Raw genomic sequence first — 20081 nt, forward strand, 5'->3', positions numbered from 1 at the left:
AATGTATGAATACTTCTCTTTTTCAGCAAGAAAGGCAAAAGTATATTCCCAAGTTGCCAAATATTTTAAAAAAAGATTTTAAGAATATTAGTTTAGTTTATGGAGAAAAGACTGAAGCAATTCAAGATAGACAGGCTTTGAAGGAATTTTTTAAGAATACTTATGGGCTGCCAGTTGTAAGTTTTGCCGAGGGCGAGTCCAATTTATCTTTTTCAAAAGCTTTAAATATTGGAATTATTCTTTCTGGAGGACCTGCTCCTGGGGGGCATAATGTTATATCTGGTGTTTTTGACGCAGTAAAAAAATTTAATGCAAATTCAAAGCTTTTCGGATTTAAGGGGGGCCCTTTAGGTCTGTTAGAGAATGACAAAATTGAACTTACTGAGAGTTTGGTAAATTCTTATAGAAATACTGGGGGCTTTGACATTGTATCTTCTGGAAGAACAAAAATAGAAACAGAAGAGCATTATAACAAAGCCTTATTAGTTGCAAAAGAAAACAATCTTAATGCAATTATTATTATTGGTGGTGATGATTCGAATACCAATGCTGCTATTCTTGCAGAGTATTTTAAAAAGAAAGGAGAGAATATTCAGGTTATTGGAGTCCCAAAGACAATTGATGCTGATCTTAAAAATGATCATATTGAAATTTCATTTGGGTTTGATTCTGCTACAAAAATTTATTCTGAAATGATAGGCAATTTGTGTCGAGATGCTATGTCAACTAAAAAATATTGGCATTTTGTCAAACTTATGGGTAGAAGTGCATCTCATGTTGCTTTGGAATGTGCTTTAAAAACTCATCCAAACATTTGTATTGTGTCTGAAGAGGTTTTGGCCAAAAAGAAAACTTTGTCTGAGATTGTTGATGAAATAGTGTTTGTTATTTTAAAGAGATCTTTAAATGGGGATAATTTTGGAATAGTTATAGTTCCTGAAGGCGTAATTGAGTTTATTCCAGAAGTTAAGTCTTTAATGCTTGAATTGTGCAATATTTTTGATAAAAATGAGAGCGAGTTTAAGGGACTTAATGTTGAAAAGATGAAAGAAGTTTTTGTTGCCAAGCTTAGTGATTATATGAAGGAAGTTTATTTGTCTTTGCCTTTGTTTATTCAATTTGAACTTGTAAAATCAATTTTAGAAAGAGATCCTCATGGGAATTTTAATGTTTCAAGAGTTCCTACTGAAAAATTGTTGATTGAAATGGTTCAATCAAGATTAAGTGATATGAAAAAAAGGGGAGAATATAAAGGAAGCTTTATTCCAGTTGATCATTTCTTTGGCTATGAAGGTAGAAGTGCTTTTCCTTCTAATTTTGATAGTGATTATTGTTATAGTTTGGGGTATAATGCTGTTGTTCTTATTTTAAATGGTTTTACAGGCTATATGTCTTGTATAAGAAATTTAAATTTAAAACCAACGGATTGGATTGCAGGAGGAGTGCCTTTAACAATGTTGATGAACATGGAAGAGAGATATGGGGTGCAAAAGCCTGTTATAAAAAAAGCTTTAGTTGATTTAGAAGGAAGACCATTTAAAGAGTTTGTTGAAAATCGTGATAAGTGGGCTTTAAATAATTTGTATTTATATCCAGGTCCTGTACAGTATTTTGGTTCTTCTGAGATTGTTGATGAAATAACTGAAACTTTAAAGTTAGAATTACTGAAGTAGAAAATTTATGCTTATTAAAAGCTTGTTGTTGCTTTTTAGTGTTTTGAATGTTTATTCAAATTCATTTGATCATTTCAAGCTAAATTTTAATTATTTAAAGTTAAGTATTGCCCAAAGTTTGCCATTGCAAGAAAAATTAACTTCCAGTGGCAATTTTATTTCTCATGAAAAAAATAATATATCTGTTGTTGATAAGGACGATTCTTTTCTTTATAAAAATATTCAAGAGAATAAAGCTTTAAATCTTGAGAATGATATTGAGTCAAAGTCAGTAAAAGATTTGTATAGGTTTTCAGCTATTAGTATTGGATCTTTTCCAATAGCTTTATTTTTGAGCTTGTTTTTTTTTGATGTAGGATACTATTTTTATAGCGGAATGAATGCAAATTACGTTCCATATCCCTTTTCAAATGGGCCTAGTTTTTCAAAAGATGAAATTTATAAAAAATTTATTATTTCAGCTTCCATTGGGGCTATGATTGCATTAACTATTGCTTTGATTGATTATTTACTTCAGTGAAGTGATATGATAAGACTTAAGAAAGAATTTACTGTTAAAGAAAATGCTTTAAGATTGGATCTTTACTTATCAAATAATTTGGAATTTTTTACTAGAAGTCAGATTAAAAAAAGAAATGTAGAAGCGTTCAAAAAGAGTAATGGAGAATTTTTTAAGATAAAATTATCTAAGCCTGTTTTTAAGGATGATGAAATGCTTATTGAATTTGACGAAGAGAGTAGTCAAATTGATTATCTTAGGCCTAATAATATTTCTATTGATATAATTTATGAAGATTCTAATATTATTGTTCTGAATAAACCACAAGGAATTTTAAGTCATCCTGGAATATCGCATTGGGATAATACTGTTGTAAATTTTCTTTTATACCATATAAAAGGATTAAAAATTAATTTTAATGAAGAAAAAATTAGACCCGGAATTGTTCATAGATTAGACAAAGATACCTCTGGGATTTTAATTTGTGCAAAAAACATTAGCACTGTGAGGTTTTTGGCCCAGCAGTTTAAAGATAGAAGGACAAATAAAGTCTACATTGCAATTGTTAAGGGCAATTTTAATAGTTTTTTTGGAAGTATTGAATCTTTTATAGATAGAGATAAATATAATAGAAAAAAATTTAGTGTTTCTAAAGATAGAGGTAAAAAAGCGTTAACAGAATATAAATTGTTGCTCAATTTTGGAGGATATTCTCTTTTAGCTTTAAAGCCTAAAACTGGTCGTACGCATCAATTGAGAGTTCATATGAAATATCTTAATTTTCCAATATTGGGAGATGAGGTGTATGGCAGAGTAGATGGCAGTTTTAAAAAAATAACTTTAATGCTTCATTCTTATAAGCTTGAAATTGATGTTGGAAAAAATTCTTTTAAGAAATTCATTTCTGAATTTCCCAAAAGATTTGTTATTTTTTTGTCAAATTTTTATAAGAGCGATGAATTGAATTTGATTATTGATAATTTGGTTCTCTTCTTAAAAGATTTTTAATTTAAAATTTCTTGTTTTTCTTGTTTTAATGAGATTGAATTAGTTATTATTTTGCCCCCAGTAATTTCATTAGTGTTAATAACAGTAATGAAACAATTTGGATCAACTTTTTGTGATATATACTTAATTCTTGATAAACGCATTATTGGAACTACTATAAATACTATAGTTTTTTCTGTTCCTGCCCAAGCTCCTTTCCCGCCTATTAACGTAGCAGCTAATTTTAACTTGTTTGTAAGAAGATAAGCAATTTCTTTTCCTTTATCCGAAATGATTAATATCGCTTTTTGATTGCCAAATCCAGTGCTTGTTTTGTCTGTCATGATAGATGTTACAAATGATGCTATTAGTGTATAAAGGGCGATTTCAATATTAAAGAAAAATGTTGCAAGCATTAATACTACTAAATTAACTATAAAGTTTGTTGTTCCAATACTAATTGAATATTTTTCTTTAATGATCATCGCAATTATATCTGATCCCCCTGAAGATCCTTTACCTTTAAATATTAGTCCAAGCCCAAGTCCAGAAATAAGTCCAGCTAATATTGATACAAGCATCATGTCATTAAGATGTATTTTATTTTGTAAAAACTGGGAGTAGTTTATGATAATAGAATATAATCCCATTGAAATCCAGCTTTGAATGATGAATGTTATATTTAAAAATTTTATTCCAATAAGAAATAATGGGATGTTTAATGCAAATATTGTCCATCCTAAATTGAAGCTTAACAGGTAATGAAGCATTAATGAAATGCCCCCAATTCCTCCACTAAGAAGTCCGTGAGGAATATATAAAACATTTGTAGAAATTGCCATTAGTGCAGACCCCAAAGCTATTTGCATTGTGCTGTCAAATATTAACTTGGGATTTTTAGCTATGGTTTTTAATTTTTTCGCTAGTATAATGAATAATAGTTTGAGTTTTTTTTTAATTCTACGACAACGTATCTTTTTTTTCTTTTTCATCTTAACTATAGTGTTACTTTTTAAGCTATAAAATAACTTACTTGAAGTTTATATTAATTTTGCAAAAAAAACAATTTTATTCCCTTTTTTTATTTTTTTTGATATCATGTTCATGAAAACTATGGCGATGAATTATGTAAAATTTATAGTATTGGTTGTTCTTCTTTTTTTTTATATTTGGTTTTTTATTGTTCTTAGAATGAAAAGGATTAATCTGTTTTTATTGGAAAAAATCAAAAATGGAGCAAAAATTTTAGATATTCGATCTCCCAAAGAATATAGTAAGTCTCATTATGTGAAATCAATTAACATTCCTTTTAATAATTTGTTTGCTAAAAAGGATAAATTGGGTGATTTTGAATCCCAAATAATTGTTTATGGTAAAAGTTTTAATAAGTCTTACGAGGCTAAAAAAGTTCTAAAAAGTATGGGATTTAAGAATGTATTTGTGGCTGGTACTTTGAAAGATATGCCACAAATGAAAGAAAAAGAAGTTGATTGATGGCTAAGATTATTGGGATATCTGGCGGTTCTGGAAGCGGAAAAACTACAGTTGTAAGCAAGATTAGTGAGTTTATTCCGGAGTTTGTCCTTATTTCTCAAGATAATTACTATAAAAGTGTGGGTGATTATGAATATGAATTTTCTAAGGTAAATTTCGATCATCCTGATGCTTTTGATAATAATTTGTTTTATGAACATTTGAAAAATTTAAAAAAAAATAGCCCAATAGATATGCCCCTTTACGACTTTATTAATCATAAAAGGCAGCTTAAAACGGTTTTGGTTGTTCCAACTCCTGTTATTATTGTTGAGGGTATTATGATTTTTGTTGAAGAGAGGGTAAGAAATTTAATAGATCTCAAAATATATATTGACACCCCAAATGATATTAGATTTATTAGGCGGTTAAGAAGAGATATTTCTAAAAGAGGACGTACTTTAGAGTCGGTTATTGATCAATATTTAAACACCACTAGATGGGGTTATTATAGGTTTATTGAGCCTACCAAAGAATATGCTGATCTTATTATTCCTGAGGGAGGCCACAATGATAAAGCGCTTTATGTACTTTCAACTTTTCTTAAGTCTTTAAGTAAAGAAGGAGGGCTAGATTTTATCTAAATTAATGATATTGGATAATAATCTATTTCAATATAAACAGCATTTGTTATTTTCACCTTTTCTCTTGTTTTGTTAACTAATTTTTCAAGTAAGCTATAGGACTTTGACAGGTATATTATATTGTATCTGTAATTTTTAGATATTTTTTTCATAATAGCTTCTGATGGTCCTAAGTGCTCAATTCCTTCTTGCAAAAATTCTTTAGATTTTTCAAAAAATTCCCAGCATTTTTGTTTAACAGATTTTTCATTTTTGCTTCTAAATACTATTCTAATAATTTTGTTAAACGGAGGGTAGTTTAATTTTTTTCGTATATCTAGTTCTTGTTCGTAAAATTGTTCATATTGATTCTTATAAGCATATTTTATGGCATAATAATTAGGATTTTTTGTTTGTATGATAATTGTGTTATCATCTTTAAATCTTGCAACTCTTCCCATAATTTGTGAGAGTGTTGTAAAAATTCTTTCGCTGCTTCTAAAGTCAGGTAATCCTATTCCAATGTCTGCGTTGATTATACCCAGTGTTTTTATATTTTCAAAATTGAATCCTTTTGCAATGATTTGTGTCCCGATAAGTATGTCTATTTCTTTGTTTTCAAACTTATTTATTGAATTTATATTTTCTATTTTTGTAATATCAGAATCTATTCTTGCAATTTTTGCATTTGGCAAAAATTTTCTTAACTCTTTTTCAACAAGTTGAATTCCATAAGTTTTGTATTTAATGTCTTTTGATTTGCATTGAGGACAATGGTTTGCTGTATTTGTTTTATAGCTACAATAGTGACATGAAAGTTTGTTTTCTTTTTTGTAGTAAATTAGACTAAATGAGCAATTTGGGCAACAAATTACATGCCCGCATTCGTTGCATTCGAGATTTTTTAGGTATCCTCTTTTATTAATGAAAATTAAAGATTGTCTTTTTTCATTTAAACTTTTTTGTATACTGTATAATAGTTCTGATGAAATTGTGCTAGGTTCTTTTTTCATATTTATTATTTTTATATCTTCTATTTTGTTTTGAGAGAATTTGTTTTGCATTATAATTTTTTTTATTTGATTATGTTTCATTGCGTAGTATGCTTCAAGAGAAGGTGTTGCGCTTCCCATTATAAATTTAGCATTAAATTTTTTTTGCAAAAAAAATGATATGTGTCTTGAGTGAAATCTTGGAATATTTTCAGATTTGTATGTAGTTTCGTGTTCTTCGTCCATAATTATTAATTTTAATTTTGTAAAAGGTAGCATTAGTACACTTTTAATGCCAATAACAACCAAGCTTTCTCCATTTTTGACTTTATTCCATATTAAATTTTTATTAGAATTTGAAACTTTAGAGTTATATTCATAAATTTTATGGTGCATATTATTTAATGCATATTTTATTCTTTTTATTATTTGATATCCTAATGATATTTCAGGAATCAAGAAAAGTACTTGTTGTTCTAGTGTTAAGTAGTATTCACACAATTTGATAAATATTTCAGTTTTTCCAGATCCAGGTATTCCAAAAAGGTAAAAAACATTAGTTTTTTCTGATCCAATGATTTCTTTGTAAATATTTTGTTGTTCGTTGTTTAGTTGAAGGCACTTTTTATGATCCAGATACGAATACTCATTTATTGAAGGCAATATTTGATTTTTTTTAGATTTTGAATTTTTGGGCAACCCAAAGAATAAAGTTTCTCCAAATCCCGAAAATGTTTTTTTACTAATCCAATGTGCTAAATCAATGTTATGTTCTGTTATTATTTTGGTTTTATCTATTATTTTAATAATGTCTTTTATTTTAAATTCAAAATTTTCTTTAAATTCGTTTTCAAAATATTTTTTAATAATTATTCCAATTTTATTAGAGCCATTAAAATCAACCATTACTCTTATTCCAATTTCTAGATTCAAATTGAACCTGTAAAAAAAAAGTTTATTTAAAGGAATATTTATTGCAATTTCATAGTAATAACTTGAATTAGGATGTTCAACCATATTTTATTATGCCTTTTATTATTTTTAAATCTTGCCATATTTCTTTTTTTAATTCTGGATTTTTTATTTGATTTGTAGGAAGGTATGTAAAAACTAATGGAATGCCTTTAAATCTTAGTTCTATTCCTCTTACAATTTGAATTCTTAGTGGTTGATTTAAGAAAAAATCTATTTCTTCGCAAGACAAAATTGCTTTAGGGTTTTTGTTGTTGATTTCTAAGTTAAGTGATTCAATAGTATCTATTATTTTATAATTGTGTATGTTTATGCTTTTGCACCATTTTTTTATAATGTCTTTTGAGGGTTCGTTAAGATAGTTTTTGTTTACATATATTATGATGTGGTTGTTTATACTTTTTTCTTGTAAGCTATTATGTGATAATAGGTTTGTTAAGTTTTTGGTTTTTACAGGTACTTTTGTAAGTTCTTTACTATTTTCATTTTTTTGATAAATTTTAACATTTTTAACCTTTTCTATTTTTTGTTTAATCTCATTATCTATTTTTTCAAAATTTTCTGTAATTTTGCCTTCGATATTATTTGTTAATATTTTAAGTAAAAAAAGTTTTTTAGTTAAAATATTGTTATTCATAGTAAACCTTATCTAAAAATAAAGCATTTGCGGGTGCGGTAGTTCTTGCAAGGTTTCTATTTTTTGATTTTAGTATTGTTTCGAAAGTAGAAATTGATTCATTTTTTATTTCAATATCCAACATTGTACCTATTATTGATCTTACCATTTTCCACAAAAAAGAAGATCCTATTATTTCAAAAATAATATATTTTCCTTTTTTTTTAAATTTGGCAGAATGTATATGCCTAAATTTGGATTTGCTTTTATCTTTTATACATGAAAATGTGGTAAAATCATGGTTTCCAATTAATATTTTAGCCATTTGGTTTAAATTGTTAATGTTTAGTTTTTTATTTACATAGTAAGCTTGATAGCTTTCCCAGGGATAGTAGTTATCGCTGTTTAATATACAGTAACTGTATTTTCTTTTTTGAGCGTTAAAACGCGGATGAAATGAATTTTTCACATGTTTGAGTTTTAGTATTTTTATACCGGGTTTTAATAATATTGCATTTAAAGCTTTTTTTAGATTGTTTAACTGAATATTGATGTTTATATCAAAAGTTATTATTTGTCTTTTTGCATGAACTCCTTTATCTGTTCTTCCGGATGAATGAATCTTTATTTTTTTTTTGTTGATTTTCATCAAAGCTTTTTCAATTTCTCCTTGAATCGTAGGCTTTGTTGGTTGTATTTGAAATCCATGGTACATAGATCCGTCATAAGCGATTTCAGCTAATATTTTTTTCATTTATTTAAGATTTTTCATTTCCTTTGATATTTTAAAGTAAACCTCTTTGATTTTATCTAAAAGTATTGAAGGTTTTTCTTTTGAAGATTTACCCATTCCCGCTATCTTAGAAAGAGTAGTTTTTATGTCGTTTAGTTGTTTGTATCTGTATTCTTTATTGTCTTTATTTCCATAAAAGTATTCTAGAAGGCCTGACAAGTAGAGAACACTATCGTAGCCATAATTTTTATCTGTATCTGGGCCAAATATGGTTGATGCGCTAACAGGTTCTGAATTGTCTTTGTCTTTTTCGATAACTAGTTTATAAAGATACGCAGCTTTGTGATAAAATATTTTTTGAAGATAATTATAGTTTTTGTCTGGTTCTTCTTTTTCAAGGTCTTCAAATGTCCAAGCGGCTCTTATTGCTGCTTTTGCTTGATTTAGTGTGGGGTTATGATTTTTTTCAAGATGTTCATAACACAACATGGCAAGAATATAACTTGCAGCCCCTTCTTTTAATGTTCTAGATGTGCTGAAGTTGATCATATTATCAAAAATCGCATTTATTTTTTTTCTTTCGGATTTTTTATTTTGCAAAATTTCTTTTTTGTTTTTAGGAATTGAATTAAATTCGCTTGGGAATGCTGCAAAGTAGCATTTTGGACATACTATTACAGAATATATTCTAGGATAAATATTGCCATATTTGTCGTTTTTTATATATTCTCTTTTTAGATCAATTTTTAACTTACCAGCTATTAATCTACTACTTCCAGTCAAAAGTTCTTCTTTTTGAAATTTAAAAGAGCATATAGGGCATTCAATTTTTTCTTTTGTAAAAAATGATATTTTTTTCATGAATTAATTTTCTACCATTACAAATGCAATAGCGTACTCCTTTTCATGGGATATTGTTAGATATAGCCTTAAATTCATTTTTATTGCAAATTTTTCAATTTCATTATGCAAACAAAATTTTGCATTTCCTTTTAAAGATTTTATTACCTCAATATCTTTAAGACTATAACGTATTTTATATTGCAACAGTGGAGTTAACGCTTTGATTAAAGATTCTTTAGCTGCAAATTTTCCAGCTAAACTTTCTATAATGCTGCCCCCTTTTAATTTAAAATTTTCAATTTCTTTGTGTGTAAAGAATCTCTCCATTTTTTTTTTATTTTCTAAAAAACTTTTAAATCTTTCAACCTTTATTATATCACATCCTATTGACTTCATGGTTTAATCTCTGAGCTTTCAATTATTTCAAGTTTTATTTTTTTAGGTTCATAATCATATATTTCTGTTTCATTGATATTCTCTTTAAGAATTATATTTGTGTTAATGTTGTAAATTCCAGGGGTTTTTATATTTGCTAAATCAAAAGCAAGGTTTATATTTTGTTTGTTTATATGGGTTTTAATTTGTTTTTCAGAAAGTCTTGTTTTTATTTTTACAAACATTTTGTTTTCTGGGTTTATTATTTTTTCTTTATCTTTAATCTCAAGACCATTTTTTAGATTATTAAAAATAAGATTAGGAGATTTTATTATTGTGTTTGAATATTTTTTGTTTAAATAAATATTGATTACTACATGACTTTTTTCAAACACAACTAGGGGATTTGGAGGTACTACTTCAAGATAATCTGATACAAATAGGGTTCTTGTATCAAACTCTTTTACGTTGGTTTGAATAGTGTTTATTTTTTTGAGCTCTTGTTCGGGGCCACATACTAATAAATGTTCAGGTAATATATTGTATTTTGCAATAAAATATTCTCCTTTACCATCTTTTTCTATAAGTTTAAACTTAGGTTCTATTTTAACTAATTTGGAGATTTTGTTATCAAGATCCAGAACCACATTTGTTTTTGAGAGTTTATATTCTGCAATGTGTATTGAGTTAAGATTTTTTATTTTTATTGGGAGCTTATATTTTCCAGGAATTTTTATTTTTGATGCTTCAATAAATAATATTATTTTATTAAGATCAAGATATTTTAAGTCATCTTTGTTAACTTTTATTGTAATCTTGACCTTGCTAAAGTCAGGCATTTTTCTAAGAGCTATTTGATCGTTCAAGATAATGTTGAATTCTTTTTCAGTTGTTATTGATTCTATTTTGTTGAAATGAAACGCTACAAACATTAGAATAGCTATTAAAATGGAAATAGCTTTATTTTGCCAATCATCAAATAGTAATTTTATTATATTTGTTATTTTTTTGCTTATTTTCATTATTTTACTCTATTAGCTCGAGATTCAATTTATTTCTAATTTCGTTTAAACTTAAATTGTATTCCAATTTTGCATTGATTGTAATAGAAATAGATCCAGTTTCTTCGGAGGTTATTATTGTTATTGCATCAGAATTTTCAGAAATCCCAAGTCCTGCTCTGTGTCTTGTTCCAAATGCTTTGCTAATAGAATCAACATTGGATAATGGTAAAAATGAACCTGCGTATTTTAATTTATTTTTACTAATTATTACAGCTCCGTCGTGAAGAGGGGTTTCGCGCTCAAATAGTGATATTAGCAGTTCGCTAGATACTAGTGCATCAATTTTAGTCCCTTTGTTTATTATTTGCTCCAGCTGTATTTTTTTTTCGATGCATATTAGGCTGCCAGATTTGTTTTCAGAAAGATGTTTAACTGCTTTGAGGATTTCAGCAACAACTTTTAAAGTTTCTTCTTTTTTATTTGAAAGCTTAAAAGCTAAATTAAAATTTCCAATTTGCATTATTATTTTTTTTATTTCTTGATTAAAAAGTATGACTATTGCTATTGGCAATATATTGGCTATATAATTTAACAGCCAGCTAATGGTATAGAGATTTAAATAATATGAGATAATTCCTATAGAGGTTATGATCAACATTCCTTTTAGTAGATTTGTAGAATAAGAATTGATTACATTTTTATATATGTAATATACTAAGATGCTAATTAAGCTTAGATCTAAAATTCTTGAAAAAGTATCTTTTATTTGATTTAAATCATTTATGTCTATCACAAATTTTCTACTCAATGTTAAAACACTGTACTTATTGATCTATATTAGTATAATATAAAATATATAAATAAGCACAGTTTATAATTAAATTAAATTGTTTTTAAATTTATGAATAAAAGAGAAAATATTATAGCTTTAATATTTGATTTTGACAATACTCTTATTTATGGTAATATGCAGCAAGTGCTGTTTGATGAGTATTGTGTTGATTCTTGCTCCTTTTGGAGAGAAGTTGAAAGTTTAGAGTATGTTTATAATCAAAACGGTTATAATATCATTTCTAATGAAATGATATATTTATCTCATTTTTTAACCTATGTAAGAGAGGGGGTTTTTAAAAGTTTAAATAATAAAGTGCTATTTAATTTAGGTGCTAAGTTAAGATTTTTTGAAGGGGTTATTGGTTTATTTGATGAGATATCTCAGATAAATAAGAAGTTGGAAGGTAATAATTCGCAGGTTAAGATTTATATTGTTTCAAGCGGGTTTAGACAAATGATTTTGGGAAGCAAAATTGCACCTTATGTGAGCAAAGTATGGGCATGTGAGTTTATAGATTCTTATTTGATGCCTTTTTATGAACTTAGAGATGAAAAATTTTCTAAAAACAAGGTTTTAAGCAGTGTTTGCTATTTTGTAGATCATACAATAAAAACCAGGGTTATTTTTGAAATTAATAAAGGTTCTTATGAGAAGATAAATCAGAGAGTACCAAAGAGTAAAAGACAAATTCCTTTTAAAAATATATTTTACATTGCAGATGGATTTACTGATATTCCGGCATTTGAAATCTTAAATAATATTTTAAATCATTGTAGAAATACCTTGACAGTGTATCATGAAAATGATACGAATGCAAAAAAATTGTTTTATGAGAATAGGGTAGGAGATTTTGCTGAGGCCAATTATAGTAAAGGCACTAAATTGTATAATTGGATAATGGAGAAAATTTGCTTGAGCGTGTAGTTTATTAATTCACTTTTTTTAGTTGATAAAAGCAGCAAAAAAATAAAAAGAGGAGATATGTTTAAAGATTTAAATACAAATCAAGGGTTAAGGCCTTGGAGAATAGAATCTGTTTTTTATTGTATTGTCATAGTTTTAATATTTATTGGGGCTTTTAAAATAGCAGAGGCTGTATTTAAACCTTTGGCTATTTCCATAGTGTTGGGATTTTTAGTTTATCCAGTTTATACTTTTTTGGCAAGATTTAAAGTTCCAAAATTTTTAATAGTTTTTATTATATTTTTTTTATTATTTTCTTTTTCTTATTTGATTTTTAGTTTTGTTTATTACAGTGTTACTGTTTTAATGAAGCAATTACCCTACTATCAAAATCAATTGGCATTTATTATGAAAGATGTGCTTAGTCGCTATAAAGTTGATAGTTCTGTTATTAATGATATAAATTTCTCTGGGTACATTTATCCGTTTTTAACAAGAGCTTCTAATGAGATTATTGGATTTACAAGTAGCTTGGTAGTAGTCTTTTTGTTGTTGTATTTTTTGCTTTCAGAAATACATGTTTTTGGAATGAAACTTGATAAAGCTTTTAAAAAGCCAGTATCTACTAGATTTATTGGGGCTCTAGATACGATTAATAATCAAATTGGCAAATATTTAGGGATAAAAATTCTTGTGAGCTGCTTAACAGGTATTTTAGTGTTTATTGGATTAACTTTGTTTGGACAAGATTTTCCTCTTGTTTGGGCAGTTCTTACTTTTGTTTTCAATTTTATTCCCAGCATTGGGTCTATATTAGCTGTGTTTTTTATTGTAATAACATCTTTAATTCAATTTTATCCAAATTTAAACATAGTGCTTTATATTTTTATATACAATACTGCTGTTCAAATGTTGATTGGAAATATTCTTGAGCCGAAAATGCAGGGGAAAAGACTTGATATTTCACCATTTTTGCTCTTATGTTTTTTGTTTTTTTGGGGATGGCTTTGGGGTATTGTGGGTCTTTTAATAGCTTATCCTTTTACTGTAATTGTAAAGGTAATAGTTGATAATGTAAGTTGGTTAAAGTCTTTTTCTGTATTTTTAGGTGGTTCTGAGATTTTAAGCAATATTAGCCATGTTTCAGACAAAGATAAGGAGATTTAATTTTGAAAAGAAAGGTTATGCTTACAGGAGATAGACCTACTGGTGCTCTTCATTTAGGACACTATGTGGGATCTGTAGTAAATCGGTTGAAATTTCAAGAAGAGTATGAAACATATTTTATTATAGCTGATTTACATACTTTGACTACAAAACCCGATTTGAAAAGCATCAATACAATACCTTTTAATGTTAGAGAAATGGTTTTAGATTATCTTGCTTGCGGGATTAATCCTAATAAGGTTAGTATATATTTGCAATCAGCCATACCGGAGCTCTTTGAGCTTTATTTAATATTTTCAATGATTGTTACTGTTGCTCGCTTGCAAAGGATCCCAAGTATAAAGGATATGAGCATTGCAGCTGGACTTAAAGAGATTCCTTACGGTCTTTTAGGATATCCTGTTCTTATGAGTGCAGATATTTTAATGGCAAAAGCCAATTTAGTTCCCGTTGGTCGCGATAATGAATCTCATATTGAATTTGCAAGAGAACTTGCAAGAAGGTTTAATCATTTGTATAAAAATAATTTTTTTCCAATACCCGAATCTGTTTTTACGGATTCTCGTCCTTTGGTGGGTATTTGTGGTAAGAATAAAATGAGCAAGAGTCTTGATAATGCAATTTTTTTAAACGATGATGAAAATTTGTTAGAAAAAAAAGTTATGTCTATGTATACAGATCCAAATAGAATAAGGGCAGATATTCCTGGTAATGTTGAAGGTAACCCTGTTTTTATTTATCACAGTATTTTTAATAGTAATCACGAAGAAGTTGAAGATCTTAAAAACAGGTATAAGAAGGGTAAAGTAGGTGATGTTGAGGTTAAAAAGAAATTGTTTTTAGCTTTGAATAGCTTTTTAAAGCCAATCAGAGATAAAAGAAGATTTTATGAAACCAAAAAAAAAGATTACATTGATGAAATTATTTTTGATGGTACTAGCAAGGCAAGGTTTATCGCAAATAAAGTAGTAAAAGATGTGAAAGATTTAATAGGACTTTCAAAAACTTGGAATGGAATAAGATATAGTGCCGAAAAAAATAAAAAATGAAGAATGAAAATCATTGATTTTATGCTAGACTTATAGTGGTGATTAACTTATTATTTAAATCAAACAATATTAATTATTATGGTAGATTTGCCTTTTTTATTAAGCTTTTATTAAATTCTAGTAGCTTGAATAAAATGTTTCTTTTTGTATAAATAACTTCACTGAGAACCCTTATTACGGGTTCTGTTTTTGAGATTCTCATCCATAAGGTTGCAACAATTTCTTTATTAGTTTTTAACAATACCTTTAATCCTCCTGAGGAATCTCCTGTTCTAATCTTAGATTGTCTTGTACCTTCATAGTTAATGATTTCATAATCAACTATTGATAATTCTTGAAATAACTTATTGTTTTTTATCTCTTTGATCAATAGATTTTCATAATTGCTTTTTAAAATTTCTTGATTTTCTATTTTGAGATTTGTTAAATTGGCTTTCTCGGATGATACTATTACATTGCTATAAAAATTTGTTGTATTTAAAATATCTTTTAAGCTATATTTTTCTTTATAGTAGTTTTTAGATAATTTGCACCATATTTGGTAAAGTTCTTTCATTTTTAATAATTTTACGATACTAAGTAGAGTAGTAATTGGGTCTCTTACCCTTGAAGGATGTATTATACAACCCCCATTTGATCCCTCCCCTGAGATTTTTACAATCAATCCCTGAGCTCTTAAATCATCTGCCATTTCTGTTAGATTGGCTTCTCCAACTTCTACTCTATAAACTTTGGCGTTGAAAAAATTTGCAATTTTTTCAATATTTAGAGATGTTGCATCATTGGTTACTATTGCTATGTTATTTTTTATTCCTGTATAGTAAAGATAGCTGAGCTCCGAAATTACTACAAGTGCAAATATTTTTTGTGCTTCGATGATTTTTGGAGTTTTTGTAGCTTTGTCTATAAACACTAAATTACCCCTATCCCCATCACAATCAGGTACATATCCTAGTTCAAAAGAATTGTCTTGTAAATATTTTTCTTGTAGTAGCTTTTTACATTCATTTAAAGATTTTCCTTCAGGGATAATATTATGCTTGAAAACACCTATTTTGTCATTATATAATTCTACTTTTAAACCCAAAGATTCTATCAATTCTTTATCTATTGAATTGATTCTGGAGCTCCCATTCATTTCTGCTATTATTCCGATTGGATTTTTTAGTATTCTTTTCTTTAAAATTTCAATATTTTTATTGTTAATATCGTTTTCATATGTTATTTCATGTATTAATGATTTATATGCTTCGTAAGATTGGTTTTTATTGTGTTTTTCCAACTTTATTATTTTGTTATAATATTCTAAATGGGATTTATCTTCATCAAATTTGTTTAAAGTATTAATTAAATAGTTTATTAACTTTTCATTTTGGCTATTATTTTTAATTTGTTTTATTATTTCATGAGTTTTTGCAGAATTTAGCACGCCACCATCGTTTAATCCTATTTTTATTCCATTGTATCCTGTTGGATTATGGCTTGCAGAGATGTAAATGAAACCCTTCAAATCTTTACTGTTTTTTGTACAAGCCAAAATTTCAGTTATTGGAAGTATGCCAAAAAACCTAACCTTTTCTTTAGTTGTTATTAATATTTTCATTGTTATTTCTGCAATAATGTTGCCAGTTGGTCTTGAGTCTAATCCTAATCCAATATACGGAGGATTGGATTCATTTTTAAAATAATTTGATATTGTGAAGATTATTAGTGCTATTAGTACTTTGTCTTCATTATCTATTTCATTTTCTATTGAATCTTTATTTTTTGATTTTGCAAAAATTTTTCTAAATCCCGAAGGAGAAAATATCGTCTCATTAAAAGCTTTTTTAAAGTTTTTAATATTAAATGAATATTGTTTAAGCATGTAAATTTTTTCCCATTGATATTTTAGCCATATTATTGCTATAATAGTCAAAATAATATGGTAGTTTATATTTATTATACTTAAAAATTTATTTTTTTGCTTGTATTAATTCCCTTTATATTAAAGGTCTTGGTTTTTACTAATGAATGTTAAAGTTGATAAAATTTTTTCTGAAATGATACTTAAAAAACTTAATTCTGGCGAGATAGGGGTTAGTAATTTTGAATTTATCAAATATTTTCCTTGTGATGGTCATAAAAATATTTTTGATATTTCGGATAAAATTTCGAAGTTTAAGTTTAACAAAGGTTTAGTTGAAGATAATTTAAAAAAATATTTTCATGATTTTTCTAAATTTTTGAACTCAGAAGAAGGTGATTATTATATTTTTTCTTCTTGTGATCTTGAAAATTTGGGACTCATTCTTTTTCCATATCTTTCTTTCGGTATCTTAAATGGAGGCTCTGCGACAAGTTATTTTGATTTGGCTAAAAATAAAAAGTTTAATGAAGATTTATATATGTTATATGAATCTAAAATACTTGAATTTAAAGAAAAATTTGGAGAATTCCCAAAGGGGATAACCCCAGCTTATATTAACAAAGACGGTAGTTTTGGATTTTCATTTTTGGCTTTGAAAATCAGACATCTTTTAATGGTTGCCAAAAGATATGAATCTTGTTATGGTAAAAGGATTAAACCTTCAATATTTCAAATGACTAGTTGCAAAACGGATGAATTTATTTCAAAATTTTTGGACGATTTATTTGTAGATGATTTGATTAAAAGTGTAAATTTTTGCAATCTTAAAAAAGATGATATTTTTACAGCTGTCCAACCTTTAGTTTATTGCTATGAAAAATTAAATAGCTCTAATTATCAATATTTTACTTTCAATGATAATAAAAATAATAATTCTATTTTAGCTTTGCCTGCTGGTCATGGTCAAAATTTTAAAATTTTAAAAGATATTTATTTGCAGCTTTATGAATCTGGAAAAAGATTCATATATATTGGCAATGTTGATAATATGGGCTTTACAATTAATTTTAAAGCACTTGCTGTAATGGCTTTAACTAATTGTTCTTCTGGATTTGAATTTAGTTTTAAAAACAAGACAGATTTTAAGGGAGGAGTATTAGCAGTAAATGGTGAAAATCGTTTAACTTGTGTTGATATTGGCGGAGGAATTTCTTCAGAGGTTATACAAGAGTTTGAGAATAAGGGTAATAGACTGTTATTTAATTGTGCTACTGGGCTTTTTAATTTAGAGTATTTGATAAAAAATATTGATGAAATAATAGAAAAAATGCCTATCAGAATTATAGAGCAAGATAAAGAATTTGGTAAATATATTTCGGTTGAGCAAATAACATGGGAAGTGTTAAAATTAATGAAAAATCCATTAATTTTAACAGTTGACAGAAGTAAAAGATTCCGTCCTGCAAAATTATTTATCGACATGTTACTTAATAGTAATTATCTTGAAGATAGGTATGTATATTCTAAGAAGAGAGTCAATAATTTTGATGCTACTAAAGATTTAGATTGTTCTTTTTCTGATTTGTTATCAAAAGATTATGGTTTGCTGCGTGGGTGTTATAGATGGACTTTTTGAAAATTATAACTTTTTTATTTTTTTCTTTAAATTTATTTGCGATAGAATCTTTGCCAGAAATAGATTATGAATATTTTAATAGGGATAAATCAGATCTTGTGGATTTGATGAAATTTTTAGGTGAATTTGATTTTCAAACTATTTTAAAAGATAGAAATCTGTTTATTGGAATTAGAAATTTAACAAATTTTAATAATTTTCAAGGACTTAATACCGACGATATTAATAGAATCAAAAAAATTAATCCGATTGGTATAATTTTATTTAGAGAAAATTTAAAAGATGCTGAGCAGACAAAAAAATTGATTACTGCAATAAAAAGTCATATTGGACATGATATTTTTGTTGCTATTGATGAAGAGGGAGGGGTAGTTAGTAGGGCTAGTGAAAATAAAAAAATGGGGGTTTATAATTTTCCAGCCATGGAGTATGTAGGGGGTGTTGAAGATTTACATCTTATTTATAAAATTGGCGAAGTTCTTGCTAAACAATTGCGTAGACTAGGTATTAATTTAAATATGGCTCCAGTTGCCGACATAAAATTTGTACCACATACCCCTTTACTAAATAGAACATTTGGAGGATATTCTGCTTATAATATTGGGCTTATGGTAGAAGCTTTTATTGATGGCATGCAGAATCATGGAGTATTTTCGGCAATTAAACATTTTCCTGGATTAGGAGGAACGACCATAGATACGCATAAATATTTGGCGTTTTTGCCTTATAGTAAAAGTTTTTTAATGTTAAATAACTTTGTTCCGTTTGTTTTTGGCAAGGCTGCTAAATTTATTATGATTGGCCATGTAAATGTCCCAAAAATTTCCAAAGATATAACTAGCATGTCCAAGAGTATTGTTAATATTATAAGGGAAAATTTAAATATTACTAGTATTATGATAACAGATTCTTATGATATGGGAGCAATTACAAAAAGTTTTTCTAATGTTGAAAATGCTATTAAAAAGTCTTTAAGTTCAGGTATAAATATAGTTCTTATTCCTTAGTAGAATTATTTTAAAGATTTGTTGGTCTTTGTCGATTTGGTGTGTATATATTGGATAATCTCTTGTTTAAAATTTTTATGGTATAAATATAGAAATTCCTAGATCTAAAAGAATAAATTCTTTAAAGGAAGTTGATACTTTATAGTAAATGCTGTAGTTATTAGGTATGAAATCAATTTCAAATTTTAAGGTAATTATGGGAAAGATCGGATAGAGAAATGCATTAGTTGTTTTTCCTGTAAAAATAGTAGTTCTTAGAGTTAAATCGATTTGGGTTCCAATGAAGAATTTTATGGTAAGTGTATCAGCTAAAATTGAATATTTAACAATGTAAATAGTGAAAGCTAAATTAAAATAAGTATTTGAAATAAAATCTTTCTTTGTTGGGATAGTGAAAAAATTTATAGGACTGAACTGTATTTCAATCCATTCATTATAAGATGTTAATATTCCGATAAAGGCAATGTATTTAGGGTCTTCATTATAAAAGACAGGATTTATATAATTGTGGTAAATTATACCTATTTTTATTTTTTTTTTAATTATATCTCCTTTAGGAAATTCCCATTGAGAAGCAGTTAATTTATTTTGAAAACAAAATAAATTAATGCTACATAATAATAAGATTGATAAAAAAGCAGTATATTTCATTTCAACATAGTTATTTGTATATAATAATATTATTATATACAAACTATTTTTTTTCAACTAATTGTAGAATTCTTTTGAATTGTGAATCTTTTGTATACTATTAGATTATATCTAAATATATAATCTAATTGTATACAAAAGATTCACCATTGAAAAGAATTCTTCAATTAGTTGTAATAATATAGTTTGTATTT

20 protein-coding genes are annotated in these 20081 nt (G+C 27.1%); 10 read left to right on the forward strand and 10 right to left on the reverse strand.

Features of this window, described 5'->3' with window-relative positions:
* Positions 1–5: 5 nt before the first annotated feature.
* From HNP63_RS04170 to HNP63_RS04180, 3 genes are read left to right on the forward strand one after another with little or no spacing between them, the layout of a single operon-like run.
* Positions 6–1673 (forward strand): diphosphate--fructose-6-phosphate 1-phosphotransferase, encoded by a 1668-nt coding sequence (locus tag HNP63_RS04170; protein ID WP_183227282.1) that lies wholly within the window; start codon positions 6–8, stop codon positions 1671–1673.
* 7 nt (positions 1674–1680) lie between these two features.
* Positions 1681–2193 carry a DUF8521 domain-containing protein gene (locus HNP63_RS04175; protein WP_004790285.1) on the forward strand — a complete coding sequence of 171 codons (513 nt, stop codon included), beginning with the start codon at positions 1681–1683 and terminating at the stop codon, positions 2191–2193.
* Between the two features lie 6 nt (positions 2194–2199).
* The gene (locus HNP63_RS04180; RefSeq protein ID WP_183227284.1) at positions 2200–3180 is read left to right on the forward strand and encodes an RluA family pseudouridine synthase; all 981 of its coding nucleotides are present in this window, start codon (positions 2200–2202) and stop codon (positions 3178–3180) included.
* On the opposite strand, the gene HNP63_RS04185 is transcribed toward HNP63_RS04180, so the two are convergent.
* Entirely contained in the window at positions 3177–4151 is a 975-nt protein-coding gene (locus HNP63_RS04185) for a YitT family protein (RefSeq protein ID WP_004790380.1), read from the reverse strand. The two genes, HNP63_RS04180 and HNP63_RS04185, sit on opposite strands and share 4 nt — an antisense overlap.
* Positions 4152–4278: 127 nt before the next feature.
* On the opposite strand from HNP63_RS04185, the gene HNP63_RS04190 reads away from it, so the two are divergent.
* A complete protein-coding gene (locus HNP63_RS04190) occupies positions 4279–4653 on the forward strand; it encodes a rhodanese-like domain-containing protein (protein ID WP_004790706.1) in 375 nt (124 codons plus the stop codon).
* Complete coding sequence (gene udk, locus HNP63_RS04195; protein ID WP_004790381.1) at positions 4653–5276, forward strand: uridine kinase; 624 nt, start codon at positions 4653–4655, stop codon at positions 5274–5276. Before HNP63_RS04190 ends, udk begins: the two co-directional genes overlap by 1 nt.
* On the opposite strand, the gene priA is transcribed toward udk, so the two are convergent.
* From priA to cdaA, 7 genes are read right to left on the reverse strand one after another with little or no spacing between them, the layout of a single operon-like run.
* Positions 5273–7264: a replication restart helicase PriA gene (priA, locus tag HNP63_RS04200; protein ID WP_004790377.1), complete on the reverse strand. Its 1992-nt coding sequence runs from the start codon at positions 7262–7264 to the stop codon at positions 5273–5275. The genes udk and priA overlap by 4 nt on opposite strands.
* Positions 7257–7856 (reverse strand): uracil-DNA glycosylase family protein, encoded by a 600-nt coding sequence (locus tag HNP63_RS04205; RefSeq protein WP_015055244.1) that lies wholly within the window; start codon positions 7854–7856, stop codon positions 7257–7259. Before HNP63_RS04205 ends, priA begins: the two co-directional genes overlap by 8 nt.
* Positions 7849–8589, reverse strand: coding sequence for a tRNA pseudouridine(38-40) synthase TruA (truA, locus tag HNP63_RS04210; protein ID WP_004790594.1), 741 nt, complete (start codon positions 8587–8589; stop codon positions 7849–7851). The genes HNP63_RS04205 and truA overlap by 8 nt, the downstream gene beginning before the upstream one ends.
* Positions 8590–9429 carry a DUF2225 domain-containing protein gene (locus HNP63_RS04215; RefSeq protein WP_004790625.1) on the reverse strand — a complete coding sequence of 280 codons (840 nt, stop codon included), beginning with the start codon at positions 9427–9429 and terminating at the stop codon, positions 8590–8592. It abuts the gene before it with no gap.
* Between the two features lie 3 nt (positions 9430–9432).
* Positions 9433–9807 carry a holo-ACP synthase gene (gene acpS / locus HNP63_RS04220; RefSeq protein WP_183227286.1) on the reverse strand — a complete coding sequence of 125 codons (375 nt, stop codon included), beginning with the start codon at positions 9805–9807 and terminating at the stop codon, positions 9433–9435.
* Positions 9804–10808: a YbbR-like domain-containing protein gene (locus tag HNP63_RS04225; protein WP_004790379.1), complete on the reverse strand. Its 1005-nt coding sequence runs from the start codon at positions 10806–10808 to the stop codon at positions 9804–9806. The genes acpS and HNP63_RS04225 overlap by 4 nt, the downstream gene beginning before the upstream one ends.
* Before the next feature lie 4 nt (positions 10809–10812).
* The gene (gene cdaA, locus HNP63_RS04230) at positions 10813–11583 is read right to left on the reverse strand and encodes a diadenylate cyclase CdaA (protein WP_014486333.1); all 771 of its coding nucleotides are present in this window, start codon (positions 11581–11583) and stop codon (positions 10813–10815) included.
* 108 nt (positions 11584–11691) lie between these two features.
* Here cdaA and HNP63_RS04235 point away from each other — a divergent pair, with 108 nt between their 5' ends.
* Genes HNP63_RS04235 through trpS form a run of 3 tightly spaced genes read left to right on the forward strand, consistent with a single transcriptional unit; the run spans position 11692 to position 14744 of the window.
* Positions 11692–12549, forward strand: a complete 858-nt coding sequence (locus HNP63_RS04235; protein ID WP_015055238.1) for a haloacid dehalogenase-like hydrolase — start codon at positions 11692–11694, stop codon at positions 12547–12549.
* A 57-nt stretch (positions 12550–12606) separates the two neighbouring features.
* Positions 12607–13695 carry an AI-2E family transporter gene (locus HNP63_RS04240; RefSeq protein ID WP_004790344.1) on the forward strand — a complete coding sequence of 363 codons (1089 nt, stop codon included), beginning with the start codon at positions 12607–12609 and terminating at the stop codon, positions 13693–13695.
* Between the two features lie 2 nt (positions 13696–13697).
* Positions 13698–14744: a tryptophan--tRNA ligase gene (gene trpS / locus HNP63_RS04245; protein WP_048830476.1), complete on the forward strand. Its 1047-nt coding sequence runs from the start codon at positions 13698–13700 to the stop codon at positions 14742–14744.
* A gap of 76 nt (positions 14745–14820) precedes the next feature.
* Here trpS and HNP63_RS04250 read toward each other — a convergent pair whose 3' ends face one another.
* Positions 14821–16611, reverse strand: coding sequence for a phosphoglucomutase (locus tag HNP63_RS04250; RefSeq protein WP_183227288.1), 1791 nt, complete (start codon positions 16609–16611; stop codon positions 14821–14823).
* A 142-nt stretch (positions 16612–16753) separates the two neighbouring features.
* Here HNP63_RS04250 and HNP63_RS04255 point away from each other — a divergent pair, with 142 nt between their 5' ends.
* Together HNP63_RS04255 and HNP63_RS04260 are read left to right on the forward strand one after the other, a co-directional pair.
* Positions 16754–18229: a UTP--glucose-1-phosphate uridylyltransferase gene (locus tag HNP63_RS04255; RefSeq protein WP_183227290.1), complete on the forward strand. Its 1476-nt coding sequence runs from the start codon at positions 16754–16756 to the stop codon at positions 18227–18229.
* Positions 18217–19236, forward strand: coding sequence for a glycoside hydrolase family 3 N-terminal domain-containing protein (locus HNP63_RS04260; protein WP_004790329.1), 1020 nt, complete (start codon positions 18217–18219; stop codon positions 19234–19236). The genes HNP63_RS04255 and HNP63_RS04260 overlap by 13 nt, the downstream gene beginning before the upstream one ends.
* A gap of 75 nt (positions 19237–19311) precedes the next feature.
* Here the strand turns inward: HNP63_RS04260 and HNP63_RS04265 are convergent, their stop codons facing one another.
* On the reverse strand, positions 19312–19887 hold the full coding sequence (locus tag HNP63_RS04265) for a hypothetical protein (protein WP_110482918.1): 576 nt from the start codon (positions 19885–19887) through the stop codon (positions 19312–19314).
* Positions 19888–20081 lie beyond the last annotated feature (194 nt).

Source organism: Borreliella afzelii, from assembly GCF_014202295.1.
Lineage (GTDB): Bacteria > Spirochaetota > Spirochaetia > Borreliales > Borreliaceae > Borreliella > Borreliella afzelii.

Coding starts and splice junctions, on each gene's coding strand:
- HNP63_RS04170 (WP_183227282.1), top strand. CDS start 6: ATGAATACTTCTCTTTTTCAGCAAGAAAGGCAAAAGTATATTCCCAAG.
- HNP63_RS04175 (WP_004790285.1), top strand. CDS start 1,681: ATGCTTATTAAAAGCTTGTTGTTGCTTTTTAGTGTTTTGAATGTTTAT.
- HNP63_RS04180 (WP_183227284.1), top strand. CDS start 2,200: ATGATAAGACTTAAGAAAGAATTTACTGTTAAAGAAAATGCTTTAAGA.
- HNP63_RS04185 (WP_004790380.1), bottom strand. CDS start 4,151: ATGAAAAAGAAAAAAAAGATACGTTGTCGTAGAATTAAAAAAAAACTC.
- HNP63_RS04190 (WP_004790706.1), top strand. CDS start 4,279: ATGAATTATGTAAAATTTATAGTATTGGTTGTTCTTCTTTTTTTTTAT.
- udk (WP_004790381.1), top strand. CDS start 4,653: ATGGCTAAGATTATTGGGATATCTGGCGGTTCTGGAAGCGGAAAAACT.
- priA (WP_004790377.1), bottom strand. CDS start 7,264: ATGGTTGAACATCCTAATTCAAGTTATTACTATGAAATTGCAATAAAT.
- HNP63_RS04205 (WP_015055244.1), bottom strand. CDS start 7,856: ATGAATAACAATATTTTAACTAAAAAACTTTTTTTACTTAAAATATTA.
- truA (WP_004790594.1), bottom strand. CDS start 8,589: ATGAAAAAAATATTAGCTGAAATCGCTTATGACGGATCTATGTACCAT.
- HNP63_RS04215 (WP_004790625.1), bottom strand. CDS start 9,429: ATGAAAAAAATATCATTTTTTACAAAAGAAAAAATTGAATGCCCTATA.
- acpS (WP_183227286.1), bottom strand. CDS start 9,807: ATGAAGTCAATAGGATGTGATATAATAAAGGTTGAAAGATTTAAAAGT.
- HNP63_RS04225 (WP_004790379.1), bottom strand. CDS start 10,808: ATGAAAATAAGCAAAAAAATAACAAATATAATAAAATTACTATTTGAT.
- HNP63_RS04235 (WP_015055238.1), top strand. CDS start 11,692: ATGAATAAAAGAGAAAATATTATAGCTTTAATATTTGATTTTGACAAT.
- HNP63_RS04240 (WP_004790344.1), top strand. CDS start 12,607: ATGTTTAAAGATTTAAATACAAATCAAGGGTTAAGGCCTTGGAGAATA.
- HNP63_RS04250 (WP_183227288.1), bottom strand. CDS start 16,611: ATGCTTAAACAATATTCATTTAATATTAAAAACTTTAAAAAAGCTTTT.
- HNP63_RS04255 (WP_183227290.1), top strand. CDS start 16,754: ATGAATGTTAAAGTTGATAAAATTTTTTCTGAAATGATACTTAAAAAA.
- HNP63_RS04260 (WP_004790329.1), top strand. CDS start 18,217: ATGGACTTTTTGAAAATTATAACTTTTTTATTTTTTTCTTTAAATTTA.
- HNP63_RS04265 (WP_110482918.1), bottom strand. CDS start 19,887: ATGAAATATACTGCTTTTTTATCAATCTTATTATTATGTAGCATTAAT.